Source organism: Neobacillus niacini (assembly GCF_023715415.1).
GTDB classification, from domain to species: domain Bacteria; phylum Bacillota; class Bacilli; order Bacillales; family Cytobacillaceae; genus Neobacillus; species Neobacillus niacini_C.
This window is the reverse complement of sequence record NZ_JAMBOB010000003.1, coordinates 346,289-365,271: the sequence shown is the minus strand read 5'-3', so window position 1 is coordinate 365,271 and position 18,983 is coordinate 346,289. Positions and strand designations below refer to the sequence as shown.

Here is an 18,983-nt window from a genome sequence, read left to right as displayed (position 1 = left end):
AAGCGGTTTTCTGAAAATATGATGAAGGTAGGTTTTGCCCATTATATGAATGTTGCACTACATAGGCTTTTGACTCCACTATTATGGGCAATGCTATACAAAATTGAATAGAGGTGTTAGCTTGAAGAAGTTTTTGGGTATTGTATTTTTCATGTTACTTCTAGCGCTATTGGCTGCTTGTGGTAATGATGAAAAGACTACAAGTGAGGACCCGGCAACAGAGGAAACAACTGGCAGTGAAGATTCAAGCGGAAACGAGGACTCTGATACTACAGAGGAACCAGCATCAACATCTCTAGCAGGTAATGAGGTATTTCAACAGAGCTGTATCACATGTCACAGTTCTGGCGATATCACTGGTGGGCAAGCAAAGCTTGATGGAGCAAAAATTCATGCTGACTTTAAAACAAAAGAGGATTTATTAGCATTTGTCGGAAAGAATATGCCGAAAAGTGCTCCTGGTTCATTATCACAAGATGAGTATCAAGCCGTAGTAGACTATTTATGGGATCAAAAGTAAATAGATTACAAGTAAAGGTATTGGTTCATAACAGAGCCAATACCTTTTTATGATATAAGAGGTAAATTTGTACAAAATAGTGTTTAAGATTCATTATAGGAAGGAATTCCAGCATGAATATATTATTTGATTTAATCATTAGTTTCATTGTAGAAGTGCTCTTTCACGCTGTCTTTCGATGGCTTGGGAGATTATTTCACTGGATTGACAAGTTGTTAAGGTTGTTTAAAAAGTAATTCTTATTTTGATAGTAATTGATCTAGATGTTTTCGTATTGCTTCAGGATTTTCGGAGATACTTACTTCTCTACTTTCATCTTTTTTCATTTTCTCTAAGGAATTAGCTAATATCTCTTTTTCCCTTACTTGGGGAATTACAACCACTCCATCAGCATCTCCTACGATAATGTCCCCAGGGTTTACTGAAACACCACCACATGAAATCGGTACATTCACTTCACCGACACCCGCTTTACTACTAGCAGCAACTGTCGTTCCCCTTGAGAATACAGGGAAATTTAGCGCTTTAACTCCTATGATATCACGTATCACACCATCCACCACTAAACCGCCAATTCCCAATGTTTGTGCCATGCCCACAACAAAATCTCCTGCAATTGCTCTATATTGGTCACCCTTTGCATCTACGACTAAGATATCCCCAGGTTTTGCCTTAGAAATAGCTTCTAGAACCGCGAGATTTTCACCAATAGGAATTTTTACTGTGAAAGCTCTACCGGCGACCTTATACTCATCTTTAAGAGGTTTAATAGTGGGATGCAAATTATTTAACCCATCCATGGCATCTGAAATACAAGTGGTTGGTACACGAAGAAACTCTTTAATAATATTTTCCATAATCATTTCTCCTCTCATAAATTCTTTCTGTATTCATTATAATTCGTTAACTTTGAAAAAGCTTGGAGAATTTTATCCAAGCTTTTTTAATCATGAAATTCTCTCATCCGGTTTAAAAGCAGGCCATCACTTTTATTATTTTCACCAATAACAAAATCCGTCATATAGCATCTTAAATATTGCCCATAATGATTATTTGTGTTTAGCAACAGCTCGTCCACGTAGTATACGCCTTTAGGAATTGAATCGAGCAGAAGGACGGATAAGGCAGCATAAATACCGCAAGCAACCTGGAAGTAGGTCGCATTTGTTTTATATTGAGCAAAAATCCTTTCATTATCTAAAACGTTATACATATAACGCTCTTTGTCCTGATAAACCATCAATACACCAACAAGATCCTCACCAGTAAGCGGCGCCTCAAGGGGGTCAAGAACTTTCATTTCAAAGTCCCACAAAACATCTGTGTCATCCAAATGGCTTCGGATTATTTTTGAAGTATGGTCATTCACCTTGTACAAAAAGGCACTTTCTATATCATATAATTTTCCCAGCGTGTAGACTTCTTCATGCGGCATTAAACAACCAAAAAATTGCTTCTTCCCTAAAGTAACTTGAAATTCAATATTGTAGACATCTTCATATAGAAAAAGTGGAGTATGATTCTTCATGAACATGGGGTAACATAAAATGGCTTCATCCAGGAAGCATTCCGGAGACCAAGTAGTATAAATAACGTCTTTTTTTGCCTTTGACTTATCCTTGAAAAAAGAGGTATCATGCTCGACGATGTAGCATCCAAGTGGTTTTTCATACGGATATTGGTTCATAAGTTCCAAAGCCATCCATTGCACCACTCCTGGATTCATTCCTGAGCAAACAATGGCATTCGTATTTTTAAAAGTATCCTTCTGTTTTTCGAAGTAGTGAATTCGTTCAATCAATGGAAAACCCGCAAACTGTTCCTCATTATCATCAATAAACGTATTTTCGAGAGCAGAATTAACATATTTGATACCGAGTGCATCACAGCATTGCAGCATTTCAACTGTATCAGCCCATGAACCATTTAACCAATAACAATACTTGTATTGGTACTGGTTAAATGGTTCATCACCTTTTTCTTATCCTTTAGGTCGAACTGGTGGTAGACAACCTTTTGTGTTAAATTCGGAAATAAGTTTTGGTAATACGAAGCTTCCTTTTGTTTAAAATCTATTAAGTGAATGGTACTATTTGTTATGATTTGATGAATAGGATCTTTATCATATCTTACAGATTGATTTAAAATGGAAAGAACCGATTTTGCCACTCCTCCAGCACTTCCAAAGATGGATATAACACTTTGGAAATCTTTCATTTCAACACCTCTTCCATATTTTTTATTAAAATATGTTACAAGGGTGGAAATGGATTGGATTATTATCTTAAAATACTAATATTTAGAGTGGAATTAGACAGCTTTACTTTAAATTCCATTCATTTCATTCAAATGATGATCAATTGAGATGTAAATGGCTATATAATAATCAAGCTTTTGGCTGACCTTTATTGTTTTCGCACTGCATAATCCTTCATTTAAACCTATCCTGACCATTTCTTCTCTAAGTATCTCAATTTTATTTTTTATTTCAAATGGGCATAGTTTTATGGATGTCATACTATCACTTCCAATTTCAATATAATTACACATATAATTGTAATGATGTTAAATATATACAATATATCAACAGTATAAGGAAATAGTACTAATTAATCAGTGAAACTCCTCACATTTCATAGCATTTTTATCATTACTAAAACTAGATTTAGGCAGATAAGCTTATATATTTGGAGTTGAAAAATTTGAGTAGTAAATTTGCAAAATGGTATGATTTTTTTATGAGTCCCTTGGAACAAAGAAAGTTTAAGAGGGTTCGGAGGGCGTTACTAAAAGGTGCAAGTGGGAGTGTGCTTGAACTTGGTTCAGGGACTGGAGTTAATTTCCCATTGTATAACAATGTTGATAGAGTTATTGCCATTGAACCAAGTCAGCCAATGATTGATCAATCGTTAACGAAACAAAAGTCAGCTGTCGTTCCGATAGAAATCATAAATGCAAACGCAGAGAATCTACCCTTTGAGGATCATACATTCGATACCATAGTGGCAACATTGGTATTCTGTACAATCCCAAATGTTGAAAAGGCAATTAAGGAGTTAAAAAGAGTATGTAAACCAGATGGGAAAATCCTTCTGTTTGAACACGTAAAAATGGAAAATGCGACTTTAAGTAAAATGCAGACAAAGTTAACACCCTTTTGGAAAAAAGTTTGTGATGGCTGTTGCTTGGATAGAGAGACATTGAAGGCGTTTATAAATCAGGGATTAGAAATAGAGAGAGTAGAACAAATTTACAAAGATTTATTTATTGTTGCTGAATTAAGAAATAGACAAAGGTAAAGAAAAAACCTCAAATTACTTTGAGGTTTTTTACTGTGATCTACGTGCAAAATCAACAAAACGAAATTTGTCCGGTCGATGCCTTGATTCTGTATATTGAAAAAGGGAGGCATCCTCTAGATAAACATAGTTTTTAATTACAACGATATTGTGAAAGCCATCCAAGTCTAAAAATGAACGATCCTCTAAAGTTGGTTCCTCCACGATAATTTCCTTTTTTGCAAAACTAATCTTCAAATTTAATTCATTCTCCAGATAGGCATAGATAGAGTCAGCACAAATTTCTTCTGTGATAGTAGGAACAAATTTTGCTGCTAGAAAATCCTTATCAAGGATAATTTTCTGACCTCCAATTTCACGCGTCCGAACAATTTTCCATACTTGCTCTTTGCCTGAAAGCTGAAGCTGCTGCTTGATATATGCATCAGGCTTAAGAATGAGCGATAACTCATTGACAATCGTTCGTGGCCTTTTTTCCATTTTATCGGCGAGTTCTTTAAAACTCACCAAGCCTGAAACCGGAAAATCAAACTTATTAATGTCAATAACGATTGATCCTTTACCTCTGACTTTTTGGATATAGCCATTTTGAGCAAGCAGGTTTAATGCTTTTCTAATCGTTTCTCTAGACGTATCGTATTTTTCCTTCAATTCATTTTCAGAGGGAAGAAGGGAGTTAGGGGGGATTTCCCCGCTTTTTATCTGATCCACAATCGTATTAAAGATAATTTGGTACTTATTTGTCATAGAAATCTCCCATTATTTTTTCAGATGATAAACAATGGACTCATATGGTCGTAACTGAATTTCCTTGCCAAGTGGTGCTGAGCCCTCATAATTTGAGAGTAACACACCATTTGTCATACCATCAATGTCTAACTTCACTGGAAGGGTATAAGTTGTGTCTTTTCCATAAAAATTATTAACCACTAACAGTATCTCATTTTCCGTTTTTCGAACAAAGGCAAAAACAGATTTATGATCCTCAGAAATCATTTCATAATCACCGTTCGTGATGACATCATACTCTTTTCGCATGCGAATGAGTTCTTGATAGTGATAAAAAATCGAAGTTGAATCTTTTATTGCAGTTTCAGCATTAATTTCTTGATAATTTGCCGCAGTAAGTATCCACGGAGTGCCTATCGTGAAACCAGCGTGTTTACTAGAATTCCATTGAACAGGAGTTCGAGAATTATCCCGAGACTTTTGCTTTAAAATCTGGATAATTTCGTTTTCTGCCATCCCCTCATTTTTCTTAATATCAAACATATTCAGTGACTCAACATCTCGGTATTTTTCAATCTTGTCGAACTTCGGATTGGTCATCCCGAATTCTTCCCCTTGGTAGATATAAGGAGTTCCTTGCATCATATGGAGAGTCGTCGCAAGCATTTTTGCTGATTCTTTGTGGTACTGCTGATCATTTCCAAACCTAGAGACCGCACGAGGCTGGTCATGGTTGCACCAGAAGAGGGCATTCCAGCCGCCGCCTTTATTCATTTCAACCTGCCAGTCTGACAATATATTTTTCAAAGCTTTGAAGTCAAAATCTGCTTTTGTCCATTTTTCTCCATTAGGATAATCTACTTTTAAGTGATGGAAGCTGAACGTCATATTGAGCTCTTCATCATGCGGGTTCGTGTAGCGAATACAATTATCAATAGAAGTAGAAGACATTTCGCCAACTGTCATGATGTCATATTTTGAAAATACTTTTTCATTCATCTCATGAAGGAACTCATGAATTCTTGGTCCGTCGGTATAAAATTTACGTCCATCACTGTCATCTTGGGGGAATTGTTGATCCTTTGAGATTAAATTAATCACATCTAGTCTGAAGCCATCGACACCTTTTTTGAGCCAAAAGTGCATCATTTCATATAAAGCTTGGCGGACCTTTGGGTTTTCCCAGTTTAAGTCTGCCTGGGTAACATCAAATAGATGAAGGTAATATTGTCCTGTTGTTTCATCCCATTGCCATGCAGAGCCGCCAAATTTTGATTCCCAGTTGGTAGGAGGGAGGCCGTCTTTTCCATCCTTCCATATATAATAATTGCGGTATGGATTGTCTTTTGAGGATTTTGCCTGCTTGAACCACTCATGTTCCGTGGATGTATGGTTGATGACTATATCCATAATAATTTTGATTCCACGCTCGTGTGCTTCTGCAAGAAGCTGGTCAAAGTCAGCCATTGTGCCATAATCTTCTTGGATGTTGTAATAGTCGCTTATATCATAACCATTATCTCGTTGTGGAGATTTATAGATCGGAGTAAGCCAAAGAACATCGACTCCTAGCTCCTTTAAGTAGTCAAGCTTTTCGATGATTCCTTGGATATCACCAGTACCATTACCGGTCGTATCATTAAAACTTTTTGGGTATATTTGATATACTACTGCTTTTTTCCACCATGATGTTGACATGATATACACCTGCCTATATTTTTTGAGACGCTAATATGGAAAAGGAGGGAGATGATCTCCCTCCTAAAATGGAGTTTTACTTTTTAAAAGAAAATTTGTTCATTCCTGTTTTTGCAAAGATAATTGTTAGGATAAATGGCACCACAATCGCGACTAACATTGCAACTGCAAACATCATCATATGCTGTGACTGGATAGATAGGAATCCAGGAAGACCACCAACACCAATGGAGTTAGCCATTACGTCACTACCTACAGAAATAACTGCTGCTGCAAGAGAGCCGAGCATCGCTGCAAGGAATGGGAAGCCATATTTTAAGTTAATTCCGAACATGGCTGGTTCTGTTACACCTAGGTAACAAGAGATTGCTGCCGGAATGGAAACTTGTTTTTCTTCTTCATTTTTACGATTGATAAAGATCATTGCAAGAACAGCAGAACCTTGAGCAATATTGGATAAGGCAATCATTGGCCAAAGGTTTGTTCCACCAAGCTCTGACATTAATTGAAGGTCAATCGCATTTGTCATATGGTGTAAGCCAGTGATTACAAGTGGCGCATAAGCAAAACCAAAGATTGCAGCAAATAACCAGCCGAATGAAGAAGTTAAGCTTGAATAAACAACATCAGATACCCAAGTACCAATTGTCCAACCGATAGGACCTAAAACAGTGTGTGCAATTAATACTGTAGGAATTAATGCTAAGAAAGGTACAACAATCATAGAGATAGCATTCGGAATAATTTTTCTAAGTCTTAATTCCAAGAAAGAGAGTACAAATCCGGCTAGGATAGCAGGTATTACTTGAGCTTGATAACCGATCATTTCAATTTGAGCAAAGCCAAAATCCCAAGTTGGAATTTCTTCTGCGCCAGCAACACCATAGGCATTTAGTAATTGTGGAGACACCAACGTAATACCAAGCACAATACCAAGGATTGGAGTTGCTCCCATTTTACGAGCAATGGACCATGTGATACCGACTGGAAGGAAGTGGAATACCGCTTCACCAATTAACCATAAGAAAGCATGAACACCAGCCCAGAATTGTGAAACTTCAACGATAGTTTTTGTTCCATCCTCGAGTAATTTAATATCACCAATTACGTTTCTAAAACCAAGAATTAAACCACCCACAACAAGGGCAGGAATTAATGGCGTAAAGATATCCGCAAGATGAGCCATCATACGCTGCAGCCAGTTCATATTTTGTTTCGCAGCAACTTTTGCTTCATCTTTCGTTGCTTCACTTACACCTGCAATTTTTACAAAATCATTATAGAAGGTAGAAACATCATTTCCGATGATTACCTGGAATTGTCCTGCTTGGGTAAAAGTACCTTTTACAGGTTTAATAGCCTCAATTTTTGTTACATCTGCTTTGCTTGGATCATTTAAAACAAAGCGCATTCTCGTTACACAATGGGTAACGGCCGCAATGTTCTCCTTACCCCCAACGTGCTCGAGCAGTTCTTTAGCTGACTCTGTGAACTTCGTCATTATTTTTCCCCCTACATGAATTGGAAGTCTCCAATCCTTCTATAATTATAATTTGCTGTATTTACAAGTTAATGTGTATTTTTACTTTAATTTTTAACATGTATATACAAGTCATTTGAGTACGTTTACATTTTATCTTGTATATACAAGTGTGTCAACTAATTGTTTTTATTATAATTTTTAGTAGAATAAGTAAGGATTTACTTATTATAGGAGCTATTATTACAAGTTCATAACTTTTCAACTTTAACGCTTTAAACTGTTGAAAGAATTTTCAAAAAATGCTATGATGTACTTGTTTAAATTCTTCTGAGTTTAGACCTCCTAAAACTGGAGCTTAGCCTTGACCACTAAGCTCATCTTTTGCCTTTGACAACTGTTCAAAGGTATTTTTTTGTGAATTTCGTTTAAAAAACGATATTTTTGGAAGAATAATATAGTTGTTAAGATGAAATTTGAAGGAGTGGTTATGATGAAGGGGCAAATTACACCATACTTATCTTTTGATGGGAATGCAAAACAAGCTTTGGAGTTTTATAAAGACGTATTAGGGGCTGAAATAATTGGTCTCCAAACATTTGGTGAAGCTGATTATCCCACGCCACCAGAAGCAGATAATCGTGTCATGCATGCAAAGCTAAGCAAAGGAGACATCTCCCTAATGTTTTCAGATACCTTCCCTGGTCAGTCGGTTGTTGTGGGAAGCAACATTTCGCTAACACTTGAGCCTGAAAGTGATGAGGAGATTCAAAGTCTGTATGACGCTCTGAGTAAAGACGGAAAGGCACTTAATGAGCTGGAGGATACGTTTTGGGGTGCCAAATATGCAAGAGTACAGGATCAGTTTGGGGTTATTTGGGAATTGAATTATCAAAAATCCTAATTAAAGGCACTTTTCGAAGTGCTTTTTTGAATGAAAAAAAAGAAAGTGGTGGGGCCACTTTCTAAAGGAGGTATTGTATCATGGGTTAATATAATATATGTACATCGTTGTACAGGCATGTAGTGAACATGTCCATTTTTGCAAATTTTTTTAATCTAAAAATCTTTTTTTCATTTCCAAGGTAGGCAGCATGCAGGTATCCTTTTTTCCAAACCATTTGTACCGATTTTTTGCCAAGATGTCATATAAGAAATTTCTAAATGAAGGATGGAGGACCTTAAAAATTATTAGGTATTTCCAGCACCCATCTAGGTATCTAGAAATTTGTAATGCTGCACTCGATTTTATATAAACCTTTTCATTTTCAATGACGATAATACTGTCCATTTTATTACTAATCCCGTATTTATTTAACAACATCTGTCCCGTTTCACTTTGGAGGGAAGCGAACTTAAAATGACACTTCGAATCTCTTTTGATAATGAATTGTACTCCGCTATTACAAAGATTACAAACCCCATCAAATAATATAATACTTTCCATACTTCACCCATTTCCTTATTACACAATCCTTTTATTCATTATATAAAAAATCTTAAAATATCGCTAAAAAAAATTTCCATAATATCCAGATTTACTGGCGGATAGCCAGACTTACTCTCGGATAACCAGATTTACTCTCGGATAACAAACTTCACCCAAAAATCCACCAAAACATTTTCAAAAATAGAAGACCCATTTCAACTAAGAAATAGGCCATCCTGCATTACATATACAAACCAGCCAAAAAGATCCCAAGTGTCTCTTCATAAATTTCGTCAAATTGGGAGAGAGGGAGGGGGTTGGTTCCGCTGCCGAGTTCGACGGTAAATCCTGGACGACGCCAATCTTGAATGAACCAATCTTTATACCCAGCATAGCTCTCAATGGTTTTAACAGGCTGGTACCCACTGACTCTGGCAAACTCGTTAACTAGAACTTCGGATTCTGGCGGTTCCAGGTTTTCGAATCCCCAGTAAATAACTTCACCTTGGGTATGGAAGGCCAATACTCGAGCAAAATCACGTCTTCTCGTCAAATCTGCCATCGCTATGGCTTCAGGCTCCGATAGAGGGTGTTCACCTACGTAATCCCGTGGTCCAGGCTGGCCAGGATTTCTTGCTTTCTCTAATTCCCAACGAGCAGGGAACTGGTCATTAAGATCAACACCTCTAATATTAGCCTTCCAGCCTGAAAAATCAGTACTGCCCCGATTAAGTTCTATCACTCTATTTCTCCACGTTTCATTTTCAGGAGGTCCGTTCATAACAAGACTAACACCATCAGGATTGACCATTGGCACAAGAGAGAGCAGCGCTTGTTGGTATAGAGGTGAAGTGGATAGACCACGGATGGAGTTTCCATTCGTAAGTGATAAACAATAATCATTCAAAAACGTCATTAAGATAGGAGTCGTTATCCATTCATTAGCATGAAAAGAAGCATTATAATGAACTCTTTTACTGCCATTTCCAATAAGAACTTCGGGAATCCGATTGCCAAGTACTGAATTTCCGGCGTTTGTTACACGGAGAAATGGGTAAACACTTTGCAAACGAGTTATATCATTCATCATTCTGCTAAAATCATAATGCTGCTTTCCTTGTACGAGTCTCCAGGTTATCCTAAGAGGAACTCTGATCGTTTGCCCGACAGTCAATCGATTTGGATTTACATTAGGATTGGCAAGCAGCAATGCATCAAGTGAAAGATTACGCCTTTGGGCAATCCCCCAAAAAGAATCACCACGCGCTATCTGATAATTCTGTGCAACAAAACCAGGGATACGAATCACCTGTCCTGCTGCAAGCTGGTTTGGTTGAATAGTGCGATTAGAATCAACTATCAGTTGAAGATTTATTCCATACAGTTGGCTGTAATACCATAAAGAATCTCCTTGCCTCACATAGATTTCCATGTAAACCTCCTGATGGTCATAATGGTATTAGTAAAATGTATGCATCCATGGTGAGCCTTTATGTAAGTTATCATGCTTTTCTAAATTCAATACGAACAAATAAAGAGTGTCATAGACTAGACACTCTGTAGGTAGTTAGATGGAGCGCTAACCTTATTGTTTACGTCATATGGACAGTTTTGATATGCTGAAGATTTAAAAAGACCGGGTTTCCTTTAGCTGTGATTAATTCAATGAAGTTATTATTTATTCCAATGATTTTCCCCATAACATTCTCATTTTCCCCAATATTAAATACAATTAATGTTCCCACTAATTTTTCAATTTGGACTTCAAAAGAACGTGCGAATGTTATGTTAGATGGATTAACTGGTAAATTCGCATTGCTTAAACCATAGGGACGCTGGTTATTTGTGTACGGAATTAACCATTTCAAGTGGTTGAGGGAGATAAACATCGTTTTGTAAATAGGGGAGTAGAAAACAAAATAATTGTTCATGATGCTGATAATATAACCGTGAATAGCTTGTTTACTCGTTACATATATTTCTGTGAAAATACCCTTTGCTGCTGTTAGGGTTTTTCGTAACGAAATTTCCTCGTTAGGGTTAAATATAGGAGATTGGTCATCTGATAGAGTAATGATTTCATCAATTTCTTCTTCTTTTGGAAATTTCCAATTTTGTATATGAATTGTAGGGATGTATAAATAATCATAACCATTGTAAATTACCCATAAGTCACTGCCGATGTCAATTAAGATTCCGCTAATAGGCTTATTCCCGGAGATTTCTAGTTTTATATAGGTACCAATATGGTCTTTTATTTTCATTTTATCACATCCTTTCTAGTAAAATGACTTTACAATAAGAGAGGGCCTAATAATTGGAATCTACTAGGATAAATGCCCTGCTCTTTATTGTAAAATTTCTGTTGGGTAAAATTCGGCACAGGAATAGAAAATTTTTGGTTTACGGATAATCATTTGCAGTCATAAGTGAGGGGAATGATTAATTACGTTTTTGAGATTGATTCCGATTTGGCCAACCAGAGAAGATGGATCTGCGGTCAAAATGACGCATTGCAGGTTCACCAGAAAAACGAGATGCCCCAACTTCTTGTGCCTTAGGTTTTTTATCCTCTTTGTTACTTTCAACTTGGTTTCTTTTTGTCTTTTCTATTTTCATTAGAGGATTCGTATCAATACTTTCTTTTACTTGTTTCACTTTATTCATTAATTCCTGTGAAGATTTCGCCGTACCTTCATTTTTCTTTGCAGGTTCAGATTTCTTTTGTTCGCGTACAGGCTGTTTTACTTGTACTCTTTTATCCATTGTGGAACCCGTTGGTTTTTGGATATTTTCTTTATCGTGCTTAACGATGTTTTGTATCGTCACTTCTGATTTTTGTTTTTTAACTTCCTCTTGATGCGTTTGAGGTAATTCAGTTTTTGACCATTTACTTTCAATATGGCTGTTTTGTCTTACATTTTGGGTAGTGCTTTCATTGTGTGCATTTTGCTTTTTTTCTTCTTTTACAATTTTTATGTCATTGCTAATCTTAGCGGTTTTAATTGGTTCTGCCCAAACCTTATTTTCCGTTTCTGGTTGATTCACACTTGCTTTTGGAGAGAGTACTGCATCATTTTCTATCCTATTTACTACTACGGGTTGCACAAGATTTGATTCCTGTTTCACGAAAACTTGCGTTTCCACATAATTGTCTTTTGTATCTTCTGTGTTACTATCGGAAACAGCTGATTCCGTCTCATTTTTGTTTTCTTCTTGTTTTTCTTCTTTCCGATAGCCTTTTAATATATTTGAAATATGAGAGATTTTGATTAAAATACGGTCTTCGCCATTAATCAAGGTAACGAAGTCAGCATCGACAATACTTAAAACGCCGGTAAATGATTGCTTATTTAAGCACAGTATAGATACCCATGAATTCTTTAATGAGCTTAATAAGTCCGCTAAACTTTGAGTCTGCATAAATTCAGTGGTGATATCTTCACCTTTATACTGTTTCGTATTTTTAGTTATCGCCTGAATTTTGTCAATGCTATAGTAATAGACGTATTGATTTTCATCTTCAATGATAATGTGATCTGTCTCTACGCCCATTAATTTTCCTTTTATAATTTCTTCACCAACGTATAGATTCACATAAAAGCCTTTTAGTAAATCTACAGTTGATGAAAAATTATCTGATCCCATTCAAAGTTCCTCCTTAGGGTAAATTTGTCGCTTCTCTTTAGAGAAGCGACAAGAGTTCTAATTGTCATTGTCTTACTTGAGAATTTTCTGCACGGACAACCCGCTGTCTAACAACCTGTTTTTCAGTTTGAGACATAGTGTTCACTTCGGAGCCTTGATCTTTACTTTCTTCTTTGTTTTCACTTTCGATTTTCAATCCATAACTAATATTTCGGATATGCCACATAGATACACGAACAACTTCTTCTTTACTAATTAACGATAAGAAGTCCTTGTTGATTTCACTAATTACACCTTCTAATTTTTCCGGCCCTCCACGGTTAATTCTAACCCACTGGAATTTAAGGTTTTCTAAAAGACCTTGGAAGCTATCGGCTTTTTTAAATTCGAAATTCTCTGGAACCTCAATCCCAATATCCATTGTGTCCTTTGAATTTTCTGTTACACTCTTGACATGGTGCGTATTGTAATAAAGCACACCATCATCTTTAGTCAAAAGTACTAGATGGTCATCAAGAACGGCCATTAATTTTCCAATCCTTGATTCTGGACCTCCTCTGTCAACCTTGATCGTCTTCCCCACTAAAGACTTCCACATGTCGTTATTCACAATATTTATCCTCCTTTAATTAAATAAACATTTACACTGCATTTATATGTGTCACGGTGTGATGTTGTACTAAACGACGAGCCTTTTTTCTTACCTTTTTAAAAAAATAGGCAAAAAAAAAGTATATGAAATTCATATACAGCGTAATAAGGTTCATAAAAATGCCAGTTCTCTTTTTAAATAACCATTTCTATTCCTAATAAACGTTAGAAAGACATCTATTTCTTTATTAAAATATTCCTCGTCCATATATATATAGGGATCTGTCCGAATAAACGGCTTCAATGTTTGAAATTGTCCTTCAATAATCGGTTCTAAGGTTTCCACATTAAAGTGATTTTCTAATACGGAAGACAGGATTTCCTTATATTTTGATTTATATGGGTAAATATGGAGAAGCCGGCCAGTCAAGGTATTGTAGCCACTAATAGGAACAAAATCGTGTTCAAGCGTTCTTCCATGGAGGTCTCTTCCCCAGGTCCCATCATAGTCCCAAGGGGTTATTTCAAACAGGTTGGATTTGGTATTTAGATACAGAGCATAGTTATGGATAAAGCCATCAAAGTTCTGTGTGCATACAACTCCCGTAAGCCATCTTAGGTATTTCTCAATATCTAGGATTTTACCAACTTCCTTTTCAAACTCTTCATTCGAAAAGGTGTTGATCATTTCAATGAAGTCTTCTAACAAGGATAGATCTTTTGGTTCTCCGTATTTTATCGTGTATCCTTCATCTAAACTGGATTTTAGTTCGTTCTCAGGCGAGAGTAAGGAAAAGTTTGCAAAATAATTAGTGGCATATATGATGGGGCCGGAGGGAAGATTTCTTTTTTTCAAAAGATGTTGATCAAATGATTCCAGTTCTAAATAGATTCCCTTACAAAAACCATTTATATAAAGAAGTACGTGCTTAGAGTGTGGAGAAATGACACCAATACGATCGAAAAAATCAAGAGAGAGCTTATTACGACTCAGTGAAATGTCATCATATTCTGCATTAAGGTGAATTTCGTGAGCCCCGTCGACAAGATAAGGATTTTGAAAAATAATATTATAGGACTTTTTCTTCTTTTTTCTAATAACATTTCCCCGATAGGTGATTCCGATTTTGTATGGATTACCATCAATTTTTAAAACTGCAGGGAAATGCTCATTCTCCCAAATATCATCTTCCATTTTTTGAAGCCATTTTGGATTAATGAAAATTTCGTATTTTAACACGTAAATACTCCTAAACATACATTTTTTCTAGATAGTATGCAGCATCCGGGTTGATTGTGCAGTACAAACATCCACTTTTTTGATATAGGACAAATGTGGACCCTTAAATTTTTGTGAAATGAATTTTTAAAAAATATATGTTTGTCTATATCAAGTACCACATTAATTCCATAAATTAGAAGTGAAAATAATATTTTTATGGAAAGTGGTGGAATACCCAGTGATTAGGGACATGAATCAGATGCTGTCAAAAGCGAAGGAAAATGGAGTCGTTCTATTTCTAGATAACAATCCAGATGATAAGCAAGATAAAAAATGCTTCTGTGAGGGTTCAGATTCAAGTGGCAGCAAAGGGTCAGAAGGGAGCCGGGGTTCTAAAGGAAGTAAGGGCTCAAATGGCAGTCATGGGACCTGCGGCAGTCATGGCAGCAAGGGATCTAATGGAACTAGAGGGTCAAAGGGTTCTGGGGGAAGTAAAGGATCCAAAGGCTCTCGCGGTTCTGGTGGACCTCGACGGAAAAAAGGTCCTAAAGGCCGAAAAGGTCCTAAGGGTCCAAAAGGAAGAAAAGGCAAACACGATTCGAATGGAAGTAGAGGTTCAAAAGGATCACATGGTTCGGGTGGTAGTAAAGGATCTAATGGTTCTAAGGGTTCGGGAGGTAGTAAAGGGTCTACCGGCGGTTATGGATATGGTAAAAACTCTGGAGGCAGTAAAGGAAGCAAAGGGTCCAGTGGTTCCAAGGGTTCCGGTGGCTCAAGAGGATCTCGTGGCAGTAAAGGTCCTAAAGGACCAAAGGGACGAAAAGGACCTAAAGGCAGAAAAGGGCCTAAGGGCAGAAAAGGAAGACATAGTTCAGGTGGTAGCAAAGGATCTAAGGGATCTAAGGGATCTAACGGAAGCAAAGGGTCCAAAGGGTCTAAAGGCTCTGGTGGAAGCAAAGGGTCCAAGGGATCACATGGCTCTGGCGGAAGCAAAGGGTCCAAGGGATCACATGGTTCTGGCGGAAGTAAGGGTTCCAAAGGATCACATGGCTCTGGTGGAAGTAAGGGTTCCAAAGGTTCACATGGCTCTGGTGGAAGTAAAGGTTCCAAAGGTTCACATGGCTCTGGTGGAAGTAAGGGTTCCAAAGGTTCACATGGCTCTGGTGGAAGTAAAGGTTCCAAAGGTTCACATGGCTCTGGTGGAAGTAAGGGTTCTTATGGCGGTTATGGTTATGATGGTAAAAAGGAATCTAAGGGCAGTAAGGGCTCTAGCGGAAGTAAAGGATCTAAAGGCAGTAAGGGTTCTGGCGGGAGCAAGGGGTCCAAAGGCACCAAAGGACCCAAAGGCGGTAAAGGCCAACACGGCTCCAAAGGGTCAAAGGGTAGTAAGGGTTCTGGCGGAAGCAAAGGGTCCAAGGGCAGTAAGGGGTCTGGTGGAAGCAAAGGGTCCAAGGGCAGTAAGGGGTCTGGTGGAAGCAAAGGGTCCAAGGGCAGTAAGGGGTCTGGTGGAAGCAAAGGGTCCAAGGGCAGTAAGGGGTCTGGTGGAAGCAAGGGATCCAAAGGCAGTAAGGGTTCTGGCGGAAGCAAGGGATCCAAAGGCAGCAAAGGACCAAAAGGCGGGAAAGGCTCACACGGCTCCAAAGGCAGTAAGGGGTCTGGCGGGAGCAAGGGGTCCAAAGGCAGTAAAGGATCCAAAGGCGGGAAAGGCTCACACGGCTCCAAAGGGTCCAAGGGCAGTAAGGGGTCTGGCGGAAGCAAAGGATCTAAAGGCAGTAAAGGTTCACACGGAAGCAAGGGCTCAAAAGGAAAAGAATAATAAATCACAAACCGGTACTATCGGAGTATCGGTTTTTTGTGTTTGCCACAAAATTCGCAAGATAGTTGCCTATAAAGGTACCCTCTAGGCATTGGTTTATCTTCAAAAAAATAGGCGTTAATCCAACCATTATGTTGAAAAAATTTCTAGATACCTGCTGATTTACATAAATTCAAGATATTCGTTTAGTTCAAGCCCCTAAGGAGCTACGTATGATAAAGCAAAGGACAAGAGAAGACAGAAAAGGAGAATTCTTAGAACTAAATTTTAGATGGATGAAAGGAGAGAAATAAATTTTATGTATCATCCAACGACGGTGATCATAACCATATTTGCTTTTTTTCTAACTATGGTAATGATATTTATCCGTCCGAAAAATATGAATGAAGCAATCCCTGCAACGATTGGGGCAATCATCGTCATGCTAAGCGGAAGCGTTTCGCTAACTGACTTATTTGATATAAGCTCGAAAGTAACGGGAGCAGCAGTAACGATTATCGCAACCATCGTAATGGCAATCGTACTGGAAAGTTTCGGCTTCTTTAGATGGACGGCAGCACTTATGTTAAAAGTATCCAGAGGGTCCGGAATTCGTTTGTTTTGGTATACATTATTACTATGCTTTTTGATGACCATGTTTTTTAACAATGATGGCAGTATCCTCATTACCACACCCATACTCATCCTGATTTTTAAAAATATCGGGTTAAAGAACCGGGAAAAGATTCCCTATTTATTAAGCGGTGCCTTAATCGCTACCGCTTCTAGTGCTCCAATCGGGGTAAGTAATATCGTTAATTTAATTGCTCTAAAAATTATCGGAATGGATCTTTATCTACAAACAGCAATGATGTTTGTACCCGCAACAATAGGACTACTATTCTTGGCTTTGCTACTCCTCCTCGTTTTCAAGAAGGACATCCCTAAAGAAATCCGTCTCCATTCCTACACCTTGCCATTGTTAAATAACAACCGCTTTCATCCGCTCCAAAGAAAAAACGAGGATATGTTTGAAAAACAAAAGAAACTAATGATTCAAATGCTCATCTTTGTATTTATTGTTAGAATCAGCCTATTTGTAGCCTCATTTTTGGACATTTCTGTTTCATTGGTAGCTGTTCTAGGTTCAATCATTTTATTAATCTGGAGATGGATTCATTTAAAGAAAAATCCAAGAGACGTTTTAACCAAAATTCCATGGCATATCTTAATTTTCGCATTTAGCATGTATGTTCTAATATATGGATTACACAATATTGGATTAACCACCATGATGGTGGACCAGCTAAGTTCCATTGTGAATGGCAGTTTACTTCACGCCAGCGTAACCATGGGAATCATTACAGCCTTCTTATCCAATATTTTTAACAACCATCCTGCCTTAATGGTTTCGACAATGGCATTAACTGAAATGGGTTTAAAACCTATATTAACCCAGACAGTCTACTTGGCAAATATAATTGGAAGTGATATCGGTTCCTTAATCCTGCCTATTGGTACCCTGGCAACATTACTATGGATGGATATACTAAAGAAGAATAATATAAAAATAACATGGTTGGATTATATAAAAGTTACCATTATTGTCATTCCGCCAACATTAATCTTTACTCTACTAAGTTTATACCTATGGTTATTGCTCGTCTTTGTTTAATAATAGTGGAAAGGATTCACCAACAGGGGGGTCCTTATTTTTCTTGTAAAGATATGAAAAATGGTACTGTTGGGCTCTTATTTTTGTAAGGAAACTTTAAATACCTTTATGAAAATAGGATACACAATATAACCTATAAAGAATCCTAGTACATTTAAGAGGAGATCATCAATATCCAGACTGCCTCTTGCTGAAAGGTATTGAAGAAACTCTATCAAGGAGATGAAAAGAATAGGGATATAAAGAAATTGGTATATCGTACGTTCATTCATTTTAAGAAAAATTCCAAATGGAATAAACAAGGCTATATTGGCTGCCAAATTATAAAAAGAAATCAATCCGGTCACCTTTCCAGATAAGTAAAAGCTGATAGTGGAAAAGGGAACAAGGTTAATAGACTGATAACTTTGGTCACTAGGTCGAAAAAATAGCAAAATGAATAATGCAATTGTGTAAAGTAGTAGAAGCAAACGAACTTTTGAATAGGGTAGAGGTATGGTTTGTTTACGAATAAATAAGATTCCGAAGAATATGGCCAAAACTAAACAAAATAAAATAACACCTAGAACGACTGGGTGGAGATAGACTACTAATTGAATTAGGAAAGGAGACAGTATAACCGAAAGTGCGATAGCTACAATCAAGGATACTAGAAATGATATTTTCATTGATCTGACCTCATGAACGATTTCTTTCATTATATCACCTATACAATAGTTAAAGTAGTAATGCACCGCGTGCCCATTCGTTGGACATCTATCCCGCATACAGTAAAAGGAAAGATTTTCGCAAGGAGGATGAATCCATATGGTTACCCTTCCTATTAATAACACTGTTGAATCAGCCCTTTCCAGTCGAAAGGGCTTTTTGGTTATTCAAATAAATCAAATTTTCCAA

The 18,983-nt window shown here is 37.3% G+C and carries 17 protein-coding genes and 1 pseudogene; 5 read left to right on the top strand and 13 right to left on the bottom strand.

Annotation, left to right across the window (positions count from 1 at the left end):
• The first annotated feature begins 121 nt into the window (after positions 1-121).
• Positions 122-520 (top strand): c-type cytochrome, encoded by a 399-nt coding sequence (locus M3189_RS08390; protein ID WP_251633401.1) that lies wholly within the window; start codon positions 122-124, stop codon positions 518-520.
• A 239-nt stretch (positions 521-759) separates the two neighbouring features.
• Here M3189_RS08390 and M3189_RS08385 read toward each other — a convergent pair whose 3' ends face one another.
• The 3 genes and pseudogenes from M3189_RS08385 to M3189_RS08375 form a co-directional block, all read right to left on the bottom strand.
• On the bottom strand, positions 760-1,377 hold the full coding sequence (locus M3189_RS08385) for an RraA family protein (protein ID WP_251633400.1): 618 nt from the start codon (positions 1,375-1,377) through the stop codon (positions 760-762).
• Between the two features lie 86 nt (positions 1,378-1,463).
• A pseudogene (locus M3189_RS08380) lies at positions 1,464-2,737 on the bottom strand (S-adenosylmethionine decarboxylase related protein).
• 108 nt (positions 2,738-2,845) lie between these two features.
• The gene (locus M3189_RS08375; protein WP_251633399.1) at positions 2,846-3,037 is read right to left on the bottom strand and encodes an aspartyl-phosphate phosphatase Spo0E family protein; all 192 of its coding nucleotides are present in this window, start codon (positions 3,035-3,037) and stop codon (positions 2,846-2,848) included.
• 185 nt (positions 3,038-3,222) lie between these two features.
• Between M3189_RS08375 and M3189_RS08370 the strand changes: the two genes are divergently transcribed.
• Entirely contained in the window at positions 3,223-3,819 is a 597-nt protein-coding gene (locus tag M3189_RS08370; protein ID WP_251633398.1) for a class I SAM-dependent methyltransferase, read from the top strand.
• Positions 3,820-3,849: 30 nt separating this feature from the next.
• On the opposite strand, the gene treR is transcribed toward M3189_RS08370, so the two are convergent.
• The 3 genes from treR to treP all read right to left on the bottom strand — a co-directional run bounded on the left by treR (position 3,850) and on the right by treP (position 7,747).
• Positions 3,850-4,566, bottom strand: coding sequence for a trehalose operon repressor (gene treR, locus M3189_RS08365; RefSeq protein ID WP_251633397.1), 717 nt, complete (start codon positions 4,564-4,566; stop codon positions 3,850-3,852).
• Between the two features lie 12 nt (positions 4,567-4,578).
• The gene (gene treC, locus M3189_RS08360) at positions 4,579-6,246 is read right to left on the bottom strand and encodes an alpha,alpha-phosphotrehalase (RefSeq protein ID WP_251633396.1); all 1,668 of its coding nucleotides are present in this window, start codon (positions 6,244-6,246) and stop codon (positions 4,579-4,581) included.
• Positions 6,247-6,322: 76 nt separating this feature from the next.
• Positions 6,323-7,747, bottom strand: a complete 1,425-nt coding sequence (treP, locus tag M3189_RS08355) for a PTS system trehalose-specific EIIBC component (protein WP_251633395.1) — start codon at positions 7,745-7,747, stop codon at positions 6,323-6,325.
• A gap of 472 nt (positions 7,748-8,219) precedes the next feature.
• Here treP and M3189_RS08350 point away from each other — a divergent pair, with 472 nt between their 5' ends.
• A complete protein-coding gene (locus M3189_RS08350) occupies positions 8,220-8,630 on the top strand; it encodes a VOC family protein (RefSeq protein ID WP_251633394.1) in 411 nt (136 codons plus the stop codon).
• 150 nt (positions 8,631-8,780) lie between these two features.
• On the opposite strand, the gene M3189_RS08345 is transcribed toward M3189_RS08350, so the two are convergent.
• The 6 genes from M3189_RS08345 to M3189_RS08320 form a co-directional block, all read right to left on the bottom strand.
• Positions 8,781-9,173: a thiol-disulfide oxidoreductase DCC family protein gene (locus M3189_RS08345; protein WP_251633393.1), complete on the bottom strand. Its 393-nt coding sequence runs from the start codon at positions 9,171-9,173 to the stop codon at positions 8,781-8,783.
• 223 nt (positions 9,174-9,396) lie between these two features.
• Positions 9,397-10,587, bottom strand: a complete 1,191-nt coding sequence (locus M3189_RS08340) for a M14 family metallopeptidase (protein WP_251633392.1) — start codon at positions 10,585-10,587, stop codon at positions 9,397-9,399.
• Positions 10,588-10,747: 160 nt separating this feature from the next.
• Entirely contained in the window at positions 10,748-11,419 is a 672-nt protein-coding gene (locus M3189_RS08335; RefSeq protein WP_251633391.1) for a DUF2642 domain-containing protein, read from the bottom strand.
• 178 nt (positions 11,420-11,597) lie between these two features.
• Positions 11,598-12,803: a hypothetical protein gene (locus M3189_RS08330; protein WP_251633390.1), complete on the bottom strand. Its 1,206-nt coding sequence runs from the start codon at positions 12,801-12,803 to the stop codon at positions 11,598-11,600.
• Positions 12,804-12,867: 64 nt separating this feature from the next.
• Positions 12,868-13,413: a hypothetical protein gene (locus tag M3189_RS08325; RefSeq protein ID WP_251633389.1), complete on the bottom strand. Its 546-nt coding sequence runs from the start codon at positions 13,411-13,413 to the stop codon at positions 12,868-12,870.
• A 153-nt stretch (positions 13,414-13,566) separates the two neighbouring features.
• Positions 13,567-14,634: a CotH kinase family protein gene (locus tag M3189_RS08320; protein WP_251633388.1), complete on the bottom strand. Its 1,068-nt coding sequence runs from the start codon at positions 14,632-14,634 to the stop codon at positions 13,567-13,569.
• A gap of 296 nt (positions 14,635-14,930) precedes the next feature.
• Here M3189_RS08320 and M3189_RS08315 point away from each other — a divergent pair, with 296 nt between their 5' ends.
• Positions 14,931-16,520, top strand: a complete 1,590-nt coding sequence (locus tag M3189_RS08315) for a hypothetical protein (RefSeq protein ID WP_251633387.1) — start codon at positions 14,931-14,933, stop codon at positions 16,518-16,520.
• A 210-nt stretch (positions 16,521-16,730) separates the two neighbouring features.
• Positions 16,731-18,086, top strand: coding sequence for an arsenic transporter (locus M3189_RS08310; protein ID WP_251633386.1), 1,356 nt, complete (start codon positions 16,731-16,733; stop codon positions 18,084-18,086).
• Positions 18,087-18,163: 77 nt separating this feature from the next.
• Here the strand turns inward: M3189_RS08310 and M3189_RS08305 are convergent, their stop codons facing one another.
• Positions 18,164-18,754: a VanZ family protein gene (locus M3189_RS08305; RefSeq protein ID WP_251633385.1), complete on the bottom strand. Its 591-nt coding sequence runs from the start codon at positions 18,752-18,754 to the stop codon at positions 18,164-18,166.
• Positions 18,755-18,983 lie beyond the last annotated feature (229 nt).

What these genes read in the sequence shown, in the direction of transcription:
- M3189_RS08385 (WP_251633400.1), bottom strand. Translation starts at nt 1,377, where the DNA reads ATGGAAAATATTATTAAAGAGTTTCTTCGTGTACCAACCACTTGTATT.
- M3189_RS08375 (WP_251633399.1), bottom strand. Translation starts at nt 3,037, where the DNA reads ATGACATCCATAAAACTATGCCCATTTGAAATAAAAAATAAAATTGAG.
- treR (WP_251633397.1), bottom strand. Translation starts at nt 4,566, where the DNA reads ATGACAAATAAGTACCAAATTATCTTTAATACGATTGTGGATCAGATA.
- treC (WP_251633396.1), bottom strand. Translation starts at nt 6,246, where the DNA reads ATGTCAACATCATGGTGGAAAAAAGCAGTAGTATATCAAATATACCCA.
- treP (WP_251633395.1), bottom strand. Translation starts at nt 7,747, where the DNA reads ATGACGAAGTTCACAGAGTCAGCTAAAGAACTGCTCGAGCACGTTGGG.
- M3189_RS08350 (WP_251633394.1), top strand. Translation starts at nt 8,220, where the DNA reads ATGAAGGGGCAAATTACACCATACTTATCTTTTGATGGGAATGCAAAA.
- M3189_RS08345 (WP_251633393.1), bottom strand. Translation starts at nt 9,173, where the DNA reads ATGGAAAGTATTATATTATTTGATGGGGTTTGTAATCTTTGTAATAGC.
- M3189_RS08340 (WP_251633392.1), bottom strand. Translation starts at nt 10,587, where the DNA reads ATGGAAATCTATGTGAGGCAAGGAGATTCTTTATGGTATTACAGCCAA.
- M3189_RS08335 (WP_251633391.1), bottom strand. Translation starts at nt 11,419, where the DNA reads ATGAAAATAAAAGACCATATTGGTACCTATATAAAACTAGAAATCTCC.
- M3189_RS08330 (WP_251633390.1), bottom strand. Translation starts at nt 12,803, where the DNA reads ATGGGATCAGATAATTTTTCATCAACTGTAGATTTACTAAAAGGCTTT.
- M3189_RS08315 (WP_251633387.1), top strand. Translation starts at nt 14,931, where the DNA reads ATGATAAGCAAGATAAAAAATGCTTCTGTGAGGGTTCAGATTCAAGTG.
- M3189_RS08310 (WP_251633386.1), top strand. Translation starts at nt 16,731, where the DNA reads ATGTATCATCCAACGACGGTGATCATAACCATATTTGCTTTTTTTCTA.
- M3189_RS08305 (WP_251633385.1), bottom strand. Translation starts at nt 18,754, where the DNA reads ATGAAAATATCATTTCTAGTATCCTTGATTGTAGCTATCGCACTTTCG.